The 15554-nt window shown below is 66.2% G+C and carries 10 protein-coding genes; 6 read left to right on the forward strand and 4 right to left on the reverse strand.

The genetic code is table 11. The annotated features are described in order from the left end of the window. The first annotated feature begins 200 nt into the window (after window positions 1-200). On the forward strand, window positions 201-6155 hold the full coding sequence (locus FLL57_RS15395; protein ID WP_013503912.1) for a DUF3320 domain-containing protein: 5955 nt from the start codon (window positions 201-203) through the stop codon (window positions 6153-6155). Here the strand turns inward: FLL57_RS15395 and FLL57_RS15400 are convergent. Then, entirely contained in the window at window positions 6124-7206 is a 1083-nt protein-coding gene (locus FLL57_RS15400) for a sensor domain-containing diguanylate cyclase (protein WP_142883328.1), read from the reverse strand. The genes FLL57_RS15395 and FLL57_RS15400 overlap by 32 nt on opposite strands. A 302-nt stretch (window positions 7207-7508) precedes the next feature. On the opposite strand from FLL57_RS15400, the gene FLL57_RS15405 reads away from it, so the two are divergent. Next, window positions 7509-9614 carry a DEAD/DEAH box helicase gene (locus FLL57_RS15405; protein ID WP_142883329.1) on the forward strand — a complete coding sequence of 702 codons (2106 nt, stop codon included), beginning with the start codon at window positions 7509-7511 and terminating at the stop codon, window positions 9612-9614. A 103-nt stretch (window positions 9615-9717) separates the two neighbouring features. Here FLL57_RS15405 and FLL57_RS15410 read toward each other — a convergent pair whose 3' ends face one another. Beyond that, window positions 9718-10989 (reverse strand): acyl-CoA dehydrogenase family protein, encoded by a 1272-nt coding sequence (locus tag FLL57_RS15410; RefSeq protein ID WP_142883330.1) that lies wholly within the window; start codon window positions 10987-10989, stop codon window positions 9718-9720. 383 nt (window positions 10990-11372) lie between these two features. Here FLL57_RS15410 and FLL57_RS15415 point away from each other — a divergent pair, with 383 nt between their 5' ends. The 4 genes from FLL57_RS15415 (at window position 11373) to FLL57_RS15430 (ending at window position 13782) form a co-directional block, all read left to right on the forward strand. Next, entirely contained in the window at window positions 11373-11924 is a 552-nt protein-coding gene (locus FLL57_RS15415) for a DUF6790 family protein (RefSeq protein WP_142883331.1), read from the forward strand. A 173-nt stretch (window positions 11925-12097) separates the two neighbouring features. Then, window positions 12098-12478 carry a COG4315 family predicted lipoprotein gene (locus FLL57_RS15420; RefSeq protein WP_142883332.1) on the forward strand — a complete coding sequence of 127 codons (381 nt, stop codon included), beginning with the start codon at window positions 12098-12100 and terminating at the stop codon, window positions 12476-12478. 15 nt (window positions 12479-12493) lie between these two features. After that, window positions 12494-13003, forward strand: a complete 510-nt coding sequence (locus tag FLL57_RS15425; RefSeq protein WP_047308535.1) for an RNA polymerase sigma factor — start codon at window positions 12494-12496, stop codon at window positions 13001-13003. After that, on the forward strand, window positions 13000-13782 hold the full coding sequence (locus FLL57_RS15430) for an anti-sigma factor family protein (protein WP_142883333.1): 783 nt from the start codon (window positions 13000-13002) through the stop codon (window positions 13780-13782). The genes FLL57_RS15425 and FLL57_RS15430 overlap by 4 nt, the downstream gene beginning before the upstream one ends. Window positions 13783-13808: 26 nt before the next feature. Here FLL57_RS15430 and FLL57_RS15435 read toward each other — a convergent pair whose 3' ends face one another. Further along, a complete protein-coding gene (locus FLL57_RS15435; RefSeq protein WP_142883334.1) occupies window positions 13809-14681 on the reverse strand; it encodes a metal ABC transporter permease in 873 nt (290 codons plus the stop codon). Then, window positions 14678-15553: a metal ABC transporter permease gene (locus tag FLL57_RS15440; protein WP_142883335.1), complete on the reverse strand. Its 876-nt coding sequence runs from the start codon at window positions 15551-15553 to the stop codon at window positions 14678-14680. The genes FLL57_RS15435 and FLL57_RS15440 overlap by 4 nt, the downstream gene beginning before the upstream one ends. Window position 15554: the final 1 nt, after the last annotated feature.

Below are 15554 nucleotides of genomic sequence, written 5' to 3' on the forward strand. Positions count from 1 at the left end.
GGTCGATGCTTCTTCAGTCGGTCGTGGTGATCGCGACAGCAGCCAGCGGCACGCCACGGCCGCTGTTCGGGACTGGATCGGCCGGCAAATGCTCTGGAAAATCCGCCGATCGGGGCACAGCAAATAGACTTGCTCTTCAATCTCTGCTTGTGATCGGACTTTGGTGCCGCAATGATTGCACTAAAGAGCGGTGTTTTGTGATGACGTCTGAAGGTGACTTGGCCGATCCAGCGGCTGAAAATGTGTGTTCGCGAGCGCAAGCCGCAGCGATCGAGATCGTGGCCAATCTGGCGGAGAAATTCACGTTCGCCTCGCATCAGAACTCGATCCCGGTGATCCGGGCGATATCGATCGCCAATGCGAGCCCGGACCCGATCGAGAATCTTCGTCTGGAGCTGACCTCGAGTCCCGCGTTCCTCCGGGCGAAGACCTGGACGATCGACCGGGTCTTCGCGGGCGACAACCACGCGCTCGGCGACAGGCGCGTGGATCTGGACCCGTCTTATCTGGCGGGGCTCGATGAAGCCGAAGCCGGCGACATCAGATTGCGACTCCTGCAAGCCGACGCCGTGGTCGCCGAGACCATCGTGCCGGTGCGGCTGCTGGCTCGTGACGAATGGGGCGGCGTGTCCGACATGGCACAGCTACTTCCGGCGTTCGTCATGCCGAACGATCCGGCCATCCACAGGGTGCTGCGATCGGCCGCCGAGCGCCTTGCCTCGCACGGCCACTCCTCGGCCCTGGACGGGTACCAAAGCAACGATCCGAAGCGCGCCTACATGCTGGCGGCAGCAGTTTATTCGGCAATCGCGGCACTCGGAATTCACTACGCCGAGCCGCCCGCCAGTTTCGAAAGACGGGGGCAGAAGATCCGTGGGCCCAGCAAGCTGATCCAGGATCAGCTCGGGACCTGCCTGGACTTCACACTTCTGTTCGCCGCGGCGCTGGAAGCGGTCGGGCTGAATGCGGTGACCGTATTGCTCGACGGACATGCGTTTGCCGGCGTGTGGCTGGTCAAGCGAACTCTGCCGAACACGATCGAAGGCGACGTTAGCGAGCTTCGCAAAGCCATCGCCGCGCATGAGCTCGTCGTATTCGAAACGACAGGAGTCACGCACCGACCTGCCATGACGTTCGAGCAGGCCAGGAAAGTAGGCGAGGACAAACTCAAGGAAGATTCGCCCCAAGCCTTCGCCGCGGCAGTCGACGTCGCGCGATCGCGCTCTTCCGGCATCCTGCCATTGGCCTCGCACGCGCCGCGCATGGAAACAGCGGCCGACGAGACGGATACGCCCGCTGAACTCCCTCTACCGGCCGAGCCCGACATTCTCATGCCGACCGATCTGGCCGACGAGAAGCCGACCACGCCCGAGGGACGCATCGAGCGGTGGCGATCACGGCTACTCGATCTGTCGCTGCGCAACCGACTGTTGAACTTCTCGGAAGGCAAACGAGCCATCCCCTTCCTTTGCCCCGACGTCGCCGACCTTGAAGATCGACTCGCCGAAGGGACCGCGATCAAGATCATCTCGCTTCCGCAGCAAAATCCGCTAGGCGATCGAGACCCTTCGCTGCATCGCGATCGGCGCGGCGACGACCTGCACCGGACCTTCGCGGCCGAAGCACTGAAGCGAGACGAACTCTCGTCGAAGCTCGAAGCCAAGGAGCTCTCCGCCCGCCTGACTGATCTGTATCGCCAAGCCAGGAACGATCTCACCGAAGGTGGCACCAATACGCTGTATCTCGCGGTCGGAATCCTGAAATGGAAGAAGACGCCGACCGACGAGAGGGTCTATCGCGCCCCGCTGCTGTTGCTGCCGGTGAAGCTCGAGCGGTCGGGAGCATCCGACCGCTTCCGCCTGAAATTCCACGAAGACGAGCCCCAACTGAACGCCACCTTGCTGCAGTTTCTGAAGCGGGATTTCGACCTTTCGCTTCCGGATTTTCGCGGCGGACTCCCGCAGGACGACAAGGGCATCGACGTCTCCAAGGTACTCGACAGCATCCGCCGCGCGGTCCGCGACGTTCCGGGCTTCGAAGTCGTCGATGATATCGCGCTGTCGACCTTCTCGTTCGCCAAGTACCTGATGTGGAAGGATCTCACCGACCGCGTCGCGGCGCTGCGGCAGAATCGTGTTGTCAAACACCTGATCGACAATCCCGATCGGATTCTCGACGGCGCTGACCAGCCATTTCCGGATGCAGCCGATATCGACCGGCAATTCGCCTCGGCCGATTTGGTGCTGCCGCTTCCGGCGGACTCGTCTCAAATCGCCGCATGCCTCGCTGCCGCACAGGGGCGGGACTTCGTCATCATCGGACCGCCCGGCACCGGCAAGAGCCAAACGATCGCCAATATGATCGCGATGTGCCTGGCGGCCGGCAAGACCGTGCTGTTCGTCGCCGAGAAGACAGCGGCTCTCGACGTCGTGTATCGACGGCTGCGCGAACATCGGCTCGGCGACCACTGCCTCGAGCTGCATTCCAGCAAGGCGGACCGCAAGCACTTCTTCGGCCAACTGAAGAACTCGTGGGAAAAGCGAGCGGCCAAACGCGAAACCGAATGGGTGACGCTCAATCATCGTCTGCAAATCCGTCGCGACGAGTTGAACGCCTATGTCGACGCGCTGCATCGCCAGTCGCCGAATGGACTGACGCCCTACGCCGCAATCGGCATCGCGACTCTCGGACAAGACGACTACGCGCCGAAGTTCGAGTGGCCAAGCAAGAACGCTCACGACGCTCAGGGCTACCGCGAGCTGGAAGATCTGGCCACCGAACTCGGGCGGACCTATTCAGCCGTGAAGGTCCGGCCCGTCCTGCGCCTGCTGCATGTCGAGGAGTGGACCAATGCCTGGCAGGAAAAACTGCTCGGGGCAGCACGAGCCCTCGCGACGGCGGCGGCAGCGGCACACGCTGCACTGACGGCAATCAGTCCCCGCCTCGGGCTCGACAATCTCAAGGACTGCCGCGCGGACGGCTTGAAGTACTTCGCTGAACTCGCGAAGGATCTGATCGCGACGTCAGGCGAAGATCACACGATCATTCTGCATCGCGACTTCTCCGCGCTGGCACGCGCGCTGGCCGAGCTCGAAACGGCGATCTCGGCCTACCGCCACAGTGAAACCAAGCTGTCGGCCCGCTACGCACCAGACACCGTGGCCCGCATTCCGATCGCCGATATCGAGCGCGATTGGCACGAAGCGAAGGCCGCCATGTGGCCGAAATCCTGGCTCGGAACGCGACGCGTGAAGCGGCTGCTCGGATCCTACGCCGGCACCAAGACGGCGGACCCAGGCACCGACATCGGGCTGCTCCGCGATCTACAAGCAAGGCTCCAATCGATCCGCGGCAATGCCGTCGCCGAGACTCCGCTGGCCTTCAACGGCCTCGACACCGACTGCAAGGCGCTGACGAACCATCTGGAGAAAGCGGAGCGCCTGCGCACTTCGCTGGTTCAGCTCGGGGAGTTCGCAGGCGACGTGCAGAGGGTTGCGGCCAGCATCGCCGCCAATCTGAAGGGACAAGTCAACCAGCCGCAACTTTCGGCCGCCAAGGATTATCTGGCCCGCTACCACGAGCTTCAGGAATGCATCGTCGGCTTCGAGGCGATTGCCGGCGTTCCGCTCGAACGCGAGCACGAGGACTGTCTCGGCACCATCGTTCGGCAGATGGATGAAATTCAGCAGGCCCGCTCGCTGTTTCGCGACTGGTCTTCGTGGTGTTCGGTTCGCAAGCGCGCCATCGCGCGCGGGCTGCTTCCCTTGGTGGAAGACATCGAGAACGGCGCGGTGCCGACCGACCGCAGCGTATCAGCCTTCCGGCTCGGCTACGCCCGCTGGTGGCTTCCGCTGGCGATCGACGATAGCAAGGAATTGCGGAGTTTCCGCCGCTTCGCCCACGAGAATGCGGTCGAAGACTTCAGAGCCGTCGACGATCTGGTCCGCGCGCACGCCAGCGACAAGATCGTCAGCACACTGGCGCACGGCCTTCCGGCGTCGGAGGCAGTGCCGCGGCAGTCGGAGCTTGGGCAATTGCGCCACCAGATGGGCCTGAAGCGCCCCAGTCGCTCGATCCGGGAGATGATCGCCGCGATGCCGGAGAGCTTCAGCAGGCTCGCGCCGTGCGTGCTGATGTCACCGCTTTCGATCGCGCAGTATCTGCCACCCGATCAGGCGCTGTTCGACATCGTGATCTTCGACGAGGCGTCGCAGATCGCCACCTGGGACGCGGTCGGAGCGATTGCCCGCGGCCGGCAGACCATCATCGTCGGCGATCCCAAGCAACTGCCGCCAACGAACTTCTTTGGCCGCGCCGACGATCAGGACGACAGCGTGCCCGAATTCGATCGGGACCTCGAGAGCATTCTCGACGAGACACGCGCCTCAGGGCTTCCTGTCCGTCACCTGCGATGGCACTATCGAAGCCGTCACGAGTCCTTGATCGCGTTCTCCAACTGGCACTACTACGACAATCATCTCGTCACCTTCCCGAGTCCGGTGACGGAGGATCGCGCAGTCTCGCTGAACTTGGTTCCGACCGGAATCTATGATCGGGGCAAGAGCCGGACCAATCGCGAAGAGGCTCGCGCGATCGCCGCCGACATCCGCATCAAGCTGAAGAGCTGGCTCGCCTTGCCGGAGGCCGAGCGCCCGACCATAGGAGTGATTACGTTCAATGCCCAACAACAGGCGCTGATTCAGGATCTGCTCGACGAAGTTTGCCGCGCGGAGCCCGACCTCGAATGGTTCTTCTCTGATGACCGGATTGAGCCGGTGATCGTCAAGAACCTCGAGAACATCCAAGGCGACGAGCGCGACGTGATCTACTTCTCGATCACCTTCTGCCGCGATGCGGCCGGAAAGCTGCCGATGAATTTCGGTGCGATCAACAACGACGGCGGCGAGCGGCGGCTGAACGTCGCGGTCACACGCGCGCGAACCGAACTGAGAGTATTCTCCGGCATCCGTGCCGACGACATCGATCTCGATCGCAGCAAGGCGGTCGGTGTACGTCACCTCAAGGCGTTTCTAGACTACGCGTCGCGCGGTGCGATCGCCCTGCCCGCTCAGGATGAGGGATCGCTCGGCGGCGTCGAGTCTCCGTTCGAGCAAGCGGTGGCAACCGCGCTTCAAGCGCGCGGCTGGCAGGTGGCGACGCAGGTCGGCGTCTCCGGATTCCGTATCGACCTCGGCATCCGCCATCCCGATCACGCCGGGCTGTATCTCGCCGGCATCGAATGCGACGGCGCCACCTATCATAGTTCAGCCACCGCCCGCGATCGCGACAAGGTGCGCGAGCAGGTGCTGCGCGGTTTGGGCTGGAATATCCTGCGGATCTGGTCGACCGACTGGTGGTTCAGCGCTGCCGATGCGATCGAGCGTATCCATGCGGCCTTGAACGATCTTTTGGCGGCAAGCCGTTCCGATGGCGCAGCGACCGCAAACTCCGACAATTCGGAGAGCGAGACGGAGACCGATTTCCCGGAAGGTATCGACCTTGTTGCGAGCACCCCGGCCCCGCAGCAAGCTGGCAGTCCGGCGGACGGTGACAACGAGGCCTCCGGCGGAACCGAGAGCCCTGTGCCTCGACCGCCGGCGGGGTCAGCGGGCGAGGTACGGATTGCCTCGCTTGCCCCCTTCCCCGAGGTGCGCGCGACGTTTCGTATCGTCGACCTGTCAGGCTTCAAGGCAGAGGCGGAACGGTTTTTCGAATTCTCGTACCGACCGACGATCGAGGCGATGATCGACGCGGTGATGGCCGCCGAAGCTCCGGTGCGGGAGGACGTGCTGGCGCAGCGAATCGCAAGGGCGCACGGCTGGTCGCGGACGGGCGCACGAATTCGCGATCAGGTGTCACGTCACCTTGAGAACTACCATCGGACGGACGAAACGCCCGGTTCGTTTTTGTGGCTGCCCGGCACGGTGGCCGAGCGTCTCGCGTTTCGAAGACCTCACGGGCCGGATCACCGCCGACCTCTGGCCGAAATCGCGCTGGCGGAGCTGGTCGATTTTATCCTGACGCACGCGCACGCCCTCGATGAAGACGACCCGCCGCTGGTCTATGCCCGGCTTCTCGACATCGAGCGGCTGGCGGCTCCATCGCGAGAGCGTCTTCAGGAGGCTATCGAGAACGCGCGAGCCTCGAGCTTGTGACAATGTCGCCGTTCCCGGTCACCGGCGGCCGGCAGTGAGCTGGAAGGTCCGGCACCAGGCTCGGTGCGGCGTCGTGCGCGGCGCGGCAGATGACGCGGTTGCGGCCAGCATGTTTGGCGTCGTACAGCGCCTGGTCGGCGGCCTTCATCAGCTCGGAGACGTCGTCCATCCCCGGCAGCGCGGTGGCGACGCCGATGCTGACGGTGGCCGGAATGCTGCGCGACGCCACCACCAGCGCGTTGGCGGCGACCTCGCGGCGCAGGCGCTCGGCCACAACCTGGGCCTGCGCCAGATCAGTCTCCGGCAGCAGCAGCGCGAACTCCTCGCCGCCGAGCCGCGCCAGCACGTCGCAATCCCGCTTGCAGTCGCGCGCCAGCCTGGCGAGGTGAACGATCATTTCGTCGCCGACCTGATGGCCGAAGCCGTCGTTGATCGCCTTGAAGTAATCGATGTCGATCATCAGAAACGACATCGGCCGCTGGTAGCGGCGGGCGCGCGCCCATTCGCGGTCGGCCAGCGTCAGGAAATGGCGGCGGTTGTAAACCCCTGTCATGCCGTCGGTTGTCGCCAGCCGTTCCAGCTCCTCGGCGTTGCGGACGATGTCGGTGACGTCGCTGTAGATCAGCATCCGGCCGCCGCTCGGCAGCACCGCGAGATGGCAGCGCAGCGCTTTGCCGTCGGTCATCGCCAGATCCATCGGCTTCGGATCGCCGGACTGCACCCAGGCCAGCCGCCGCGACACGTAGTCGTCGAGATCGACCGCCACCGCCTGTGCGGACGCCGCCAGCATCTCGGCATAGAGCGGCCGGTTCTGCCGGATTTCCTCGGCGCTGTTGGCCCTGAACATCACGTGCAGCACCGGATTGCTGTAAACCGCACGCAGTTCTTCGTTCAGGATCAAGAGGCCTGCGTCGACATTGTCGAGCGCGGCGTACAGAGTCTCCAGCGCTTGCCTGGCCTCGGCCAGCTCGCGCTGTAGCTGTGCGCTCTCCCCCGGATCATCCGGCGGTCCCGCGCAGGGGTACGTTTCCTCGGTTCGTCTCTTGTGCATTGTCACGATCTCCGCGACGCGCCAGCGACTGAATTACACCATGAGTTGCACAGCGGCAGACAACAACTCCTGAATGCCCCCAGGGCAATTACGGGGTGTCGTTAACGCCCCGTAAACGTCGCAGCGGGCGCGGCAAGTCTCCACCCGCACGAAAGATTGGCGCTTTGGCCCGGCATGGCTTAAAGCGTGCCGGTCTCCCGTCATTGCCCGCCGCGCGCGGCGGCGCATCGTTCGAAGGCTCAAACAGAAGAGCCAGGACGGGATTTTCCCATTCGGCGTGATCGCCCAGAAGGTCGTCGTTCGTGACATTCCCGACCAGTCCCCCGCCGCTCGCCCGAGCTCTGGCGGAGCGCAATTATCTCCAGGCGACGCCGGTGCAGAGCGCGGTGCTGGCGCCTGACACGGTTGGCCGCGACCTGTTGGTGTCGGCGCAGACCGGCTCCGGCAAGACCGTGGCCTATGGCCTCGCAATCGCGCGCGATCTTCTCGGCGATGCCGAACAGTTCGAGCCCGCCGCGGCGCCGCTGGCGCTGATCGTGGCGCCGACGCGCGAACTGGCGTTGCAGGTGCACCGCGAGCTGAGCTGGCTGTATCGCCACGCCGGCGCCCGCATCGTCTCCTGCGTCGGCGGCATGGACCCGCGTCGCGAGCAGCGCGAGCTGGCGGAGGGCGCCCACATCGTGGTCGGCACGCCGGGGCGGCTGTGCGACCATCTGCGCCGCAACCGGCTCGACGTTTCGCAGCTCAAGGCCGTGGTGCTCGACGAGGCCGACGAGATGCTCGATCTCGGCTTCCGCGAGGACATGGAGTTCATCCTCGAGACCACGCCCGAGACCCGCCGCACGCTGCTGTTCTCCGCGACGCTGCCGCGCGGCATCATCGCGCTGGCCAAGACCTATCAGCACGACGCGATGCGGATCGAGGTCGAGGGCGCCGAGGGCGGCCACGCCGACATCGAGTATCGCGCCATCCGCATTGCGCCGGGCGACGTCGAGCACGCCGTCGTCAACGTGCTGCGCTACGTCGAATCCCCGACCGCGATCGTGTTCTGCAACACCCGGAGCGCGGTGAACCATCTGCAGACCGCGCTGCTGGAGCGCGGCTTCGCCGTGGTGTCGCTGTCCGGCGAACTCACCCAGAATGAACGTACCGGCGCGCTGAATGCGCTGCGCGACGGCCGCGCCCGGGTCTGCGTCGCCACCGACGTCGCGGCGCGCGGCATCGATCTGCCGAACCTCGGCCTGGTTATTCACGCCGAGCTGCCGAACGACGCCGAAGTGATGCAGCATCGCTCCGGCCGCACCGGGCGGGCCGGCAACAAGGGCATCAGCGTCCTGTTAGTTCCGCCGGCGCGGCGGCGACGCGCCGAGCTGCTGCTGCAGCTCGCCGGCATCGAAGCGAACTGGGGCACCGCGCCGCAGGCCGACGAGATCCGCAGCCTGGATCAACAGCGCATGCTGCAGGACCCGCTGTTCACCGAGGAGCCGACCGCCGAAGATCAGGCACTGGCGCAGGCGCTGCTCGCCGAGCGCTCGCCCGAGCAGATCGCGGTGGCGCTGGCCAGGGTGGTGCGGGCGCGGATGCCGGCGCCGGAGGACATTCTCGATCCCGGCGAACGGCCGGCCCGCGGCCGCGACGAGCGCGGCGGCAAGGCGGTGCGCGAGCCGCGCGATCACGAGGCGCGCGACAAGGCACCGCGGAAGCGCTCGGCCAAGGCCGGCGAGAAGCACGCGATGGCGGGCGGCGTGTGGTTTCGCGCCGCGATCGGCAAGCGCAAGAACGCCGAGGCGCGCTGGCTGCTGCCGATGATCTGCCGCCGCGGCGGCATCACCCGGCAGGACATTGGCGCGATCCGCATCCTCGACACCACCACCGAGTTCGAGATCTCGCCCGCCGCCGCGGACGCCTTCGCGGCGCAGATCAAGCGGCCGGATCACGACGACAACATCCGGATCGAGCCGCTGATCGGCGCCAAGCCGATCCCGCCGCGCGAGGACAAGCGTCCGCCGCGGCCGGATGCGGACCGCAAGCCGGATCGCGAGGCGCGCCGCGCCAAGCGCCCCGACTCGTGGTCGCCGCTGTCCGGCGAACCGCTGCCCGATCCGCGCGAGCAGGACGCGCCGCGTCCGGGCAAGCGCGCGCCGCAGGACGAGGCTCCGCGCGGCGGCAAGCCGGCGCGGTTCAAGGACAAGGGATTCAAGGACAAGAGCTTCAGCGACAAGGGCTTCAAGCCGCGCGGCAAAGAGTCGTTCGAGGGCGATTTCAAAGCCAAGCCGTTCAAGAAAGACGGCTTCAAGGCGGGCAAGGCGAAGGGCGACAAGCCGGCTTACGTCAGCAAGGCCCGCCGCGCCGATCCGTCGGCCAAGAACCCGCCGTTCAAGAAGAAGGCGAAGAAGAAGTTTCGCTGAGGCGTGAGTTCGTCGTGACGCCGGCCTCGCGCCGCGCATCCCACAAATAACAAGGCCGGGGACAATGCCGCGGCCCTGATGTCGTTCAGCTGATAGCAGTGGCTTACAGCGTCAGCTCGTGGCGGCCGACCACCATCCAGTGCACTTCGTCCGGACCGTCGGCGAAGCGGAGGTGGCGGACGTCGGTGTACATCTCGGCGAGCGGGGTCCACTGCGAGATGCCGGTGGCGCCGTGCATCTGGATCGCCTGGTCGATGATCTTACAGGCGCGCTCAGGCACCATCGCCTTGACCATGCTGACCCAGACGCGCGCTTCCTTGTTGCCGAGCACGTCCATCGCCTTGGCGGCCTTCAGCACCATCAGGCGCATCGCCTCGATCTCGCAGCGCGCCTGCGCGATGATCTGCATGTTGCCGCCGAGATGCGCCAGCTTCTTGCCGAACGCCTCGCGGGTCAGGCCGCGCGCCACCATCAGGTCGAGCGCCTTCTCGGCCTTGCCGATGGTGCGCATGCAGTGATGGATGCGGCCGGGGCCGAGCCGAAGCTGCGAGATCTCGAAGCCGCGGCCTTCGCCGAGCAGGATGTTCTCCTTCGGCACCCGGACATTGTTGAAGCGCATATGCATGTGGCCGCGCGGCGCGTGGTCGTGGCCGAACACGTGCATCGGGCCGAGCACTTCGACGCCGGGGGTGTCGACCGGCACCAGGATCTGCGACTGCTGCTTGCTCGGCGCGGCGGTCGGATCGGTCTTGACCATCACGATCATGATCTTGCAGCGCGGATCGCCGAGACCGGAGATGTAGTACTTCTCGCCGTTGATCACCCACTCGTTGCCGTCGAGCACGGCCGAGGTCGAGACGTTCTTGGCGTCGGATGAGGCGACGTTCGGCTCGGTCATCACATAGGCGGAGCGGATCTCGCCGTTCAACAATGGCTTGAGCCACTTCTCTTTCTGCTCAGGGGTGCCGACGCGCTCCAGCACTTCCATGTTGCCGGTGTCGGGCGCCGAGCAGTTCATCACTTCGGAGGCGAGCGGCGCCTTGCCGAGTTCGACCGCAATATAGGCGTAGTCGAGATTGCTGAGGCCTTCGCCGGTTTCGGCGTCGGGCAGGAAGAAGTTCCACAGCCCCTCTTCCTTGGCCTTGGCCTTGGCCTTGCCGAGCAGATCGAGCTGCTCCTGGCTGAACGACCAGCGGTTCGGATTCTTCGCTTCCGCGATATCGAACTCGTGCTGCATCGGCTCGACGGTCTCGGCGATGAACTTCTTCACATGGTCGTACAGCGGCCGGACGGCCTCGCTCATCCGCAGATCGTTGAGCGCGTCTTCGGGCGTGAGCGTGTAAGGGGTCTGGCGGGGGACGTAGGCCGTCTGCATGCGGGCGTGCTCCTCGTGGCTTTTCTTGGTTGCGTTTCTTGGCGTCGTTGGCAGCCGTCCCGGGCGGACGGCCGCGCAAGGGTTATAGACACGAACCCGCCGGGTTGTCTTGATCGAACTGCGTTTAAAACAGAACGCGAACCTAATCCCGCATTGCGAAAAATCATCTCCGCCGTACGCCACGCGCGATAGTTGACGAGGCAATCATAACGATCCGCCGAACTCCACGTCGAACGGTTCCCCGCGTAGCAACGCGCACTCGCCCCGTGATCGTCCGGCGGGTCGTCGCGCTTGATGGCTGCTGTCCGAATGAGTGCTACCATCGCTCCGATCCAACCGCGTCAGCTACGCGGCGGCGCTCATCACCAAACGGAGAACGAGGCATGGCGGACTTGATCAAGGCGAGCATCGTCTTCGTGTTGTCGAATTTTTCCCTGAGCTTCCTCGTCATCGGCCTGCTGTTCGCCCTGGTCGCGATCGCGCGCGCGCCGAAGCCGCTGCGATTCCCGGACGTGATCGACCGGCTGCTGGCCTGGCACCTGTTCTGGTCGATCGGCGTCTGCTACTTCTACAACTTCGTGATGCACGGTTTCTTCGGCAAGATGTCGGCGGCGTTCATCGGATGGGCCGACAGTCCGTTTCAGTTCGAAGTCGCCACCGCGAGTCTCGGGTTCTCCGCCGTCGGCTTCCTCGCCGCCTTCCGCAGCTTCGACCTCCGCCTCGCTGCGATCGTCGGCCCCAGCCTGTTCACGCTCGGCGCCGCCGTTGGTCATATCAATCAGATGGTGACGCACCACAACTTCGCCCCGGGCAACGCCGGCGTTGTGTTCTACACCGACATCATCATCCCGTTGTTCGGCGCGGCGCTGCTGTGGCTGCAACATCGCAGCCGGATCGATCGCGCCCCCGCGGCGCCGCGAAGTCGCGCCGCCTGAGCGCCGCTCGAGCCAGACATTGTTCATCGGCGCGCTGGCGCTGGTCGGCCGGTGGCGGTGAGCCGACGATAGCAGGCTGCCTCGTCCTCACGCGCTCGTGACCGAGACTTCGGGAATAACCGCCGCGCGGTGGCGTCTCTGCTTGCGGATCCACCCACCCCGAAGGAGGAAACATGATCCGCACGTTCACGCTGGTATCCGCTCTCGTGCTTGCCGCCGCCGCATTCGCGCAAGCGCCCGCACCTGCCAAGGTCGCCGACACCGCCAAAGGCAAGGCGCTGGTCGACGACAAGGGCATGACACTCTACACCTTCGACAAGGACGCCGGCGGCAAGTCGGCCTGCAACGGCCCGTGCGCCACCAACTGGCCGCCGCTGATGGCTGCGGCGAGCGCGCAGGCCTCCGGCGACTGGACCGTGATCACCCGCGACGACGGCGCCAAGCAGTGGGCCTACAAGGGCAAGCCGCTGTATGCCTGGACCAAGGACACCAAGCCGGGCGACACCACCGGCGACGGCTTCCTCAACGGCGCCTGGCACATCGCCAAGCCCTGATCCCACGAGACCGCTTTGGACGAGATCGCCGCCGAGATCGAGCCGCTGATACCGAGCCTGCGCCGCTACGCACGGGCGCTGCTGCACGATCGCGACGCCGCGGACGATCTCGTCCAGAGCACGCTGGAGCGGGCGCTGACGCGCTGGCGCTTGCGGCGGCAGGGCGGCGACCTGCGCGCCTGGCTGTTTGCGATCGAACGCAATCTCTATCTCGACCAGCGCCGCCGCGCGATCCGGCGCGGAAGCGCGGTCGATCTCGACTCGCGCAGCCCGATTCCCGACGGCGCCGCCGGCCCGGAGCGCAGCCTGATCGCGCGCGATGCGCTGGCGCGGCTCGACGATCTGCCGGAAGATCAGCGCTCGCTGCTGCTGCTGATCGGCGTCGAGGAATTGAGCTACGAGCAGGCCGCGCGGGTGTTCGACGTGCCGGTCGGCACCATCATGTCGCGGCTCAGCCGCGCCCGCGAGGCGCTGCGCCACAGCGTCGAGGCGGGCCGCACCACCATGTTGAGGAGAGTGAAATGACCGTCCGTCGCCCTCTCAGCGAGGACGATCTGCAGGCCTATGTCGACGGCCGGCTCGATGCCGCGCGGCGCGCCGAGGTCGAAGCCTATCTGGAGTCCGACGCCGAGGCCGCCCGCCGCATCGCCGGCCAGATCGCCGATCGCGACGATCTGCGCGCCCGGCTGTCGGCGGTGGCCTCCGAGCCGATCCCGGCACGGCTCCGCATCGCGCATCTGCGCGGCGAGCGCCGCGCCTGGATCGGCCAGCGGTTCGGCGCGGTGGCGGCAGCGTTGGCGTGCCTGGTGATCGGCGGCGCCGGCGGCTGGCTGGCGTCCGAGCGCTGGCACCGCGTGCCCACGGTCGTCGCGGCCGCCCCCGTCGCCGACGCCGCGATGGTGGCGTGGCGGACCTATGCGGTCGAGGTCGCGCATCCGGTCGAGGTCGCGGCCGACCAGGAAGCCCATCTGGTGCAATGGCTGTCGCGCCGGCTCGGCCGAAAACTGACCGCGCCGAAGCTCGACGCGCTCGGGCTGAAGCTGATCGGCGGCCGGCTGCTGCCGGCCACCAACGGACCGGCGGCGCAGTTCATGTACGAGGACGCGCAGGGCCGCCGGGTCACGGTGTATGTGCGGCCGGGCGGCGACGCCGAGCCGAGTTCGTTCCGGTTCGAACGCGCCGGAGAATTGGCGGCGTTCTCCTGGATCGACGCCCAGCTGTCCTACGCCGTGGTGGCGCAGACCGACCGCGACCACCTGCTCGGCATCGCCCGCGCGATCTATCAGCAATACGAAGCGCTGTAGCGCCGGCGGCCGGATGATCGCGCATCTCACCCCGCCGGCCCAGACCGGCTTGCTCCCTCGGCCCGGTTGGTGCGCAGCATTCCGCGCTTCGGTGCGAACAGGAACGCCGCGCAGAACACCAGCGCCTGCGTCAGCACGATGCAGGCGCCCGTGGCGCCGTCGATGTGGAAGCTGACGAGCGTGCCGACCGCGGCCGAGCCGGTCGCGACCGCAGCGGCGATCAGCAGCATCCGCTCGAAGCTGTCGGTGAGCAGATGGGCGGTGGCGCCGGGCGCGATCAGCATCGCGACCACCAGGATGATGCCGACCGCCTTCAGCGACGCGACGATCGTCAACGCCAGCAGCACCAGCAGTCCGTAGTACAGCGCCCTCACCGGCAGGCCGATGGATCGGGCGTGGTGGGGGTCGAAGCAATACAGCAAGAGGTCGCGGCGTTTGAGCAGCACCGCCAGCAGCGTCCCACCGGCGACGATCGCGATTTCGATCAGGTCGCGCGGCGTGACGCCGAGCACGTTGCCGAACAGGATGTGGTTGAGGTGCTGGTCGGTCTCGATCCTGGTGAACAGCACCAGGCCGAAGCCGAACATCCCGGAGAACACGATGCCCATCACCGTGTCTTCCTTGACGCGGCTGTTTTCCTTCAGATAGCCGGTGACCACCGCGCAGGACAGGCCGGCCACGAACGCCCCGGCCGCCAGCGGCAGGTTGAGCACATAGGCGACCACGATGCCGGGCAGCACCGCGTGAGAGACGGCGTCGCCCATCAGCGACCAGCCCTTCAGCACCAGATAGCAGGACAGCACCGCGCAGACCGCAGCCACCATCACGGACGCGATCAGCGCGCGCTGCATGAACGGGTAGGCCAGCGGCCCGGTGATCCAGTCGGCGACCTCGCTCACGGCGTCACCCCCGCCGCCGCATGCCGCCGCCGGCGCGCCGCGATCACCCCGTGCTTCGGCGCGAAGTAGAACGCCGCCAGAAACAGCAGGGTCTGCAGCGTGACGATCACGCCGCCGGTGGCACCGTCGAGAAAATAGCTGAGATAGGCGCCGACGAAGCTGGTGACGGCGCCGAGCGCGACGCTGATCAGGATCAACCGGCCGAACCGATCGGTGAGCAGATAGGCGGTGGCGCCGGGCGTCACCACCAGCGCGATCACCAGACAGGCGCCGACCGTCTGCAGCGCGGCGACCGTGCAGGCGCTGAGCAGGGTGAAGAACACGATCTTGAGCCGCCGCGGATCGAGCCCGATGCTGCGGGCGTGGCTCTCGTCGAAGAACGTCACCATCAGATCCTTCCACTTCAGCGCCAGAATCGCCAGCGACACTGCGGAGATGATCGCCACCTGGACGACGTCGGCATCGGAGATCGCCAGGATGTTGCCGAGCACGATGGTCTGCACGCTCACCGACATCGGCCAGATCGAGGCCATCAGCAGACCGAGCGCGAACAACGTGGTGAACACCAGCCCGATCACCGCGTCCTCGCGCAGCCGCGACTTCAGCTTGACGAACTGCATGCCGGCCGCCGCCAGGATGCCGGCGAAGAACGCGCCGAGCGCGAAGGGCGCGCCGAGGATATAGGCGGCGGCGACGCCCGGAACGATCGCGTGCCCGAGGGCGTCGCCCATCAGCGACCAGCCCTTCAGCATCAGATAGGCCGACAGAAAGGCGCACACGCCGCCGACCAGGGCGCTCACCCACATCGCCTTCAGCATGTAGCCGTAGGCGAACGGCACCAGCAGTTCGGCGAGCAGCGAACCCTCGGCCATC

This window comes from Rhodopseudomonas palustris (genome assembly GCF_007005445.1).
Lineage (GTDB): Bacteria > Pseudomonadota > Alphaproteobacteria > Rhizobiales > Xanthobacteraceae > Rhodopseudomonas > Rhodopseudomonas palustris_G.

What these genes read in the sequence shown, in the direction of transcription:
- FLL57_RS15400 (WP_142883328.1), bottom strand. Translation starts at nt 7,206, where the DNA reads ATGCACAAGAGACGAACCGAGGAAACGTACCCCTGCGCGGGACCGCCG.
- FLL57_RS15395 (WP_013503912.1), top strand. Translation starts at nt 201, where the DNA reads ATGACGTCTGAAGGTGACTTGGCCGATCCAGCGGCTGAAAATGTGTGT.
- FLL57_RS15410 (WP_142883330.1), bottom strand. Translation starts at nt 10,989, where the DNA reads ATGCAGACGGCCTACGTCCCCCGCCAGACCCCTTACACGCTCACGCCC.
- FLL57_RS15420 (WP_142883332.1), top strand. Translation starts at nt 12,098, where the DNA reads ATGATCCGCACGTTCACGCTGGTATCCGCTCTCGTGCTTGCCGCCGCC.
- FLL57_RS15415 (WP_142883331.1), top strand. Translation starts at nt 11,373, where the DNA reads ATGGCGGACTTGATCAAGGCGAGCATCGTCTTCGTGTTGTCGAATTTT.
- FLL57_RS15440 (WP_142883335.1), bottom strand. Translation starts at nt 15,553, where the DNA reads ATGGCCGAGGGTTCGCTGCTCGCCGAACTGCTGGTGCCGTTCGCCTAC.
- FLL57_RS15430 (WP_142883333.1), top strand. Translation starts at nt 13,000, where the DNA reads ATGACCGTCCGTCGCCCTCTCAGCGAGGACGATCTGCAGGCCTATGTC.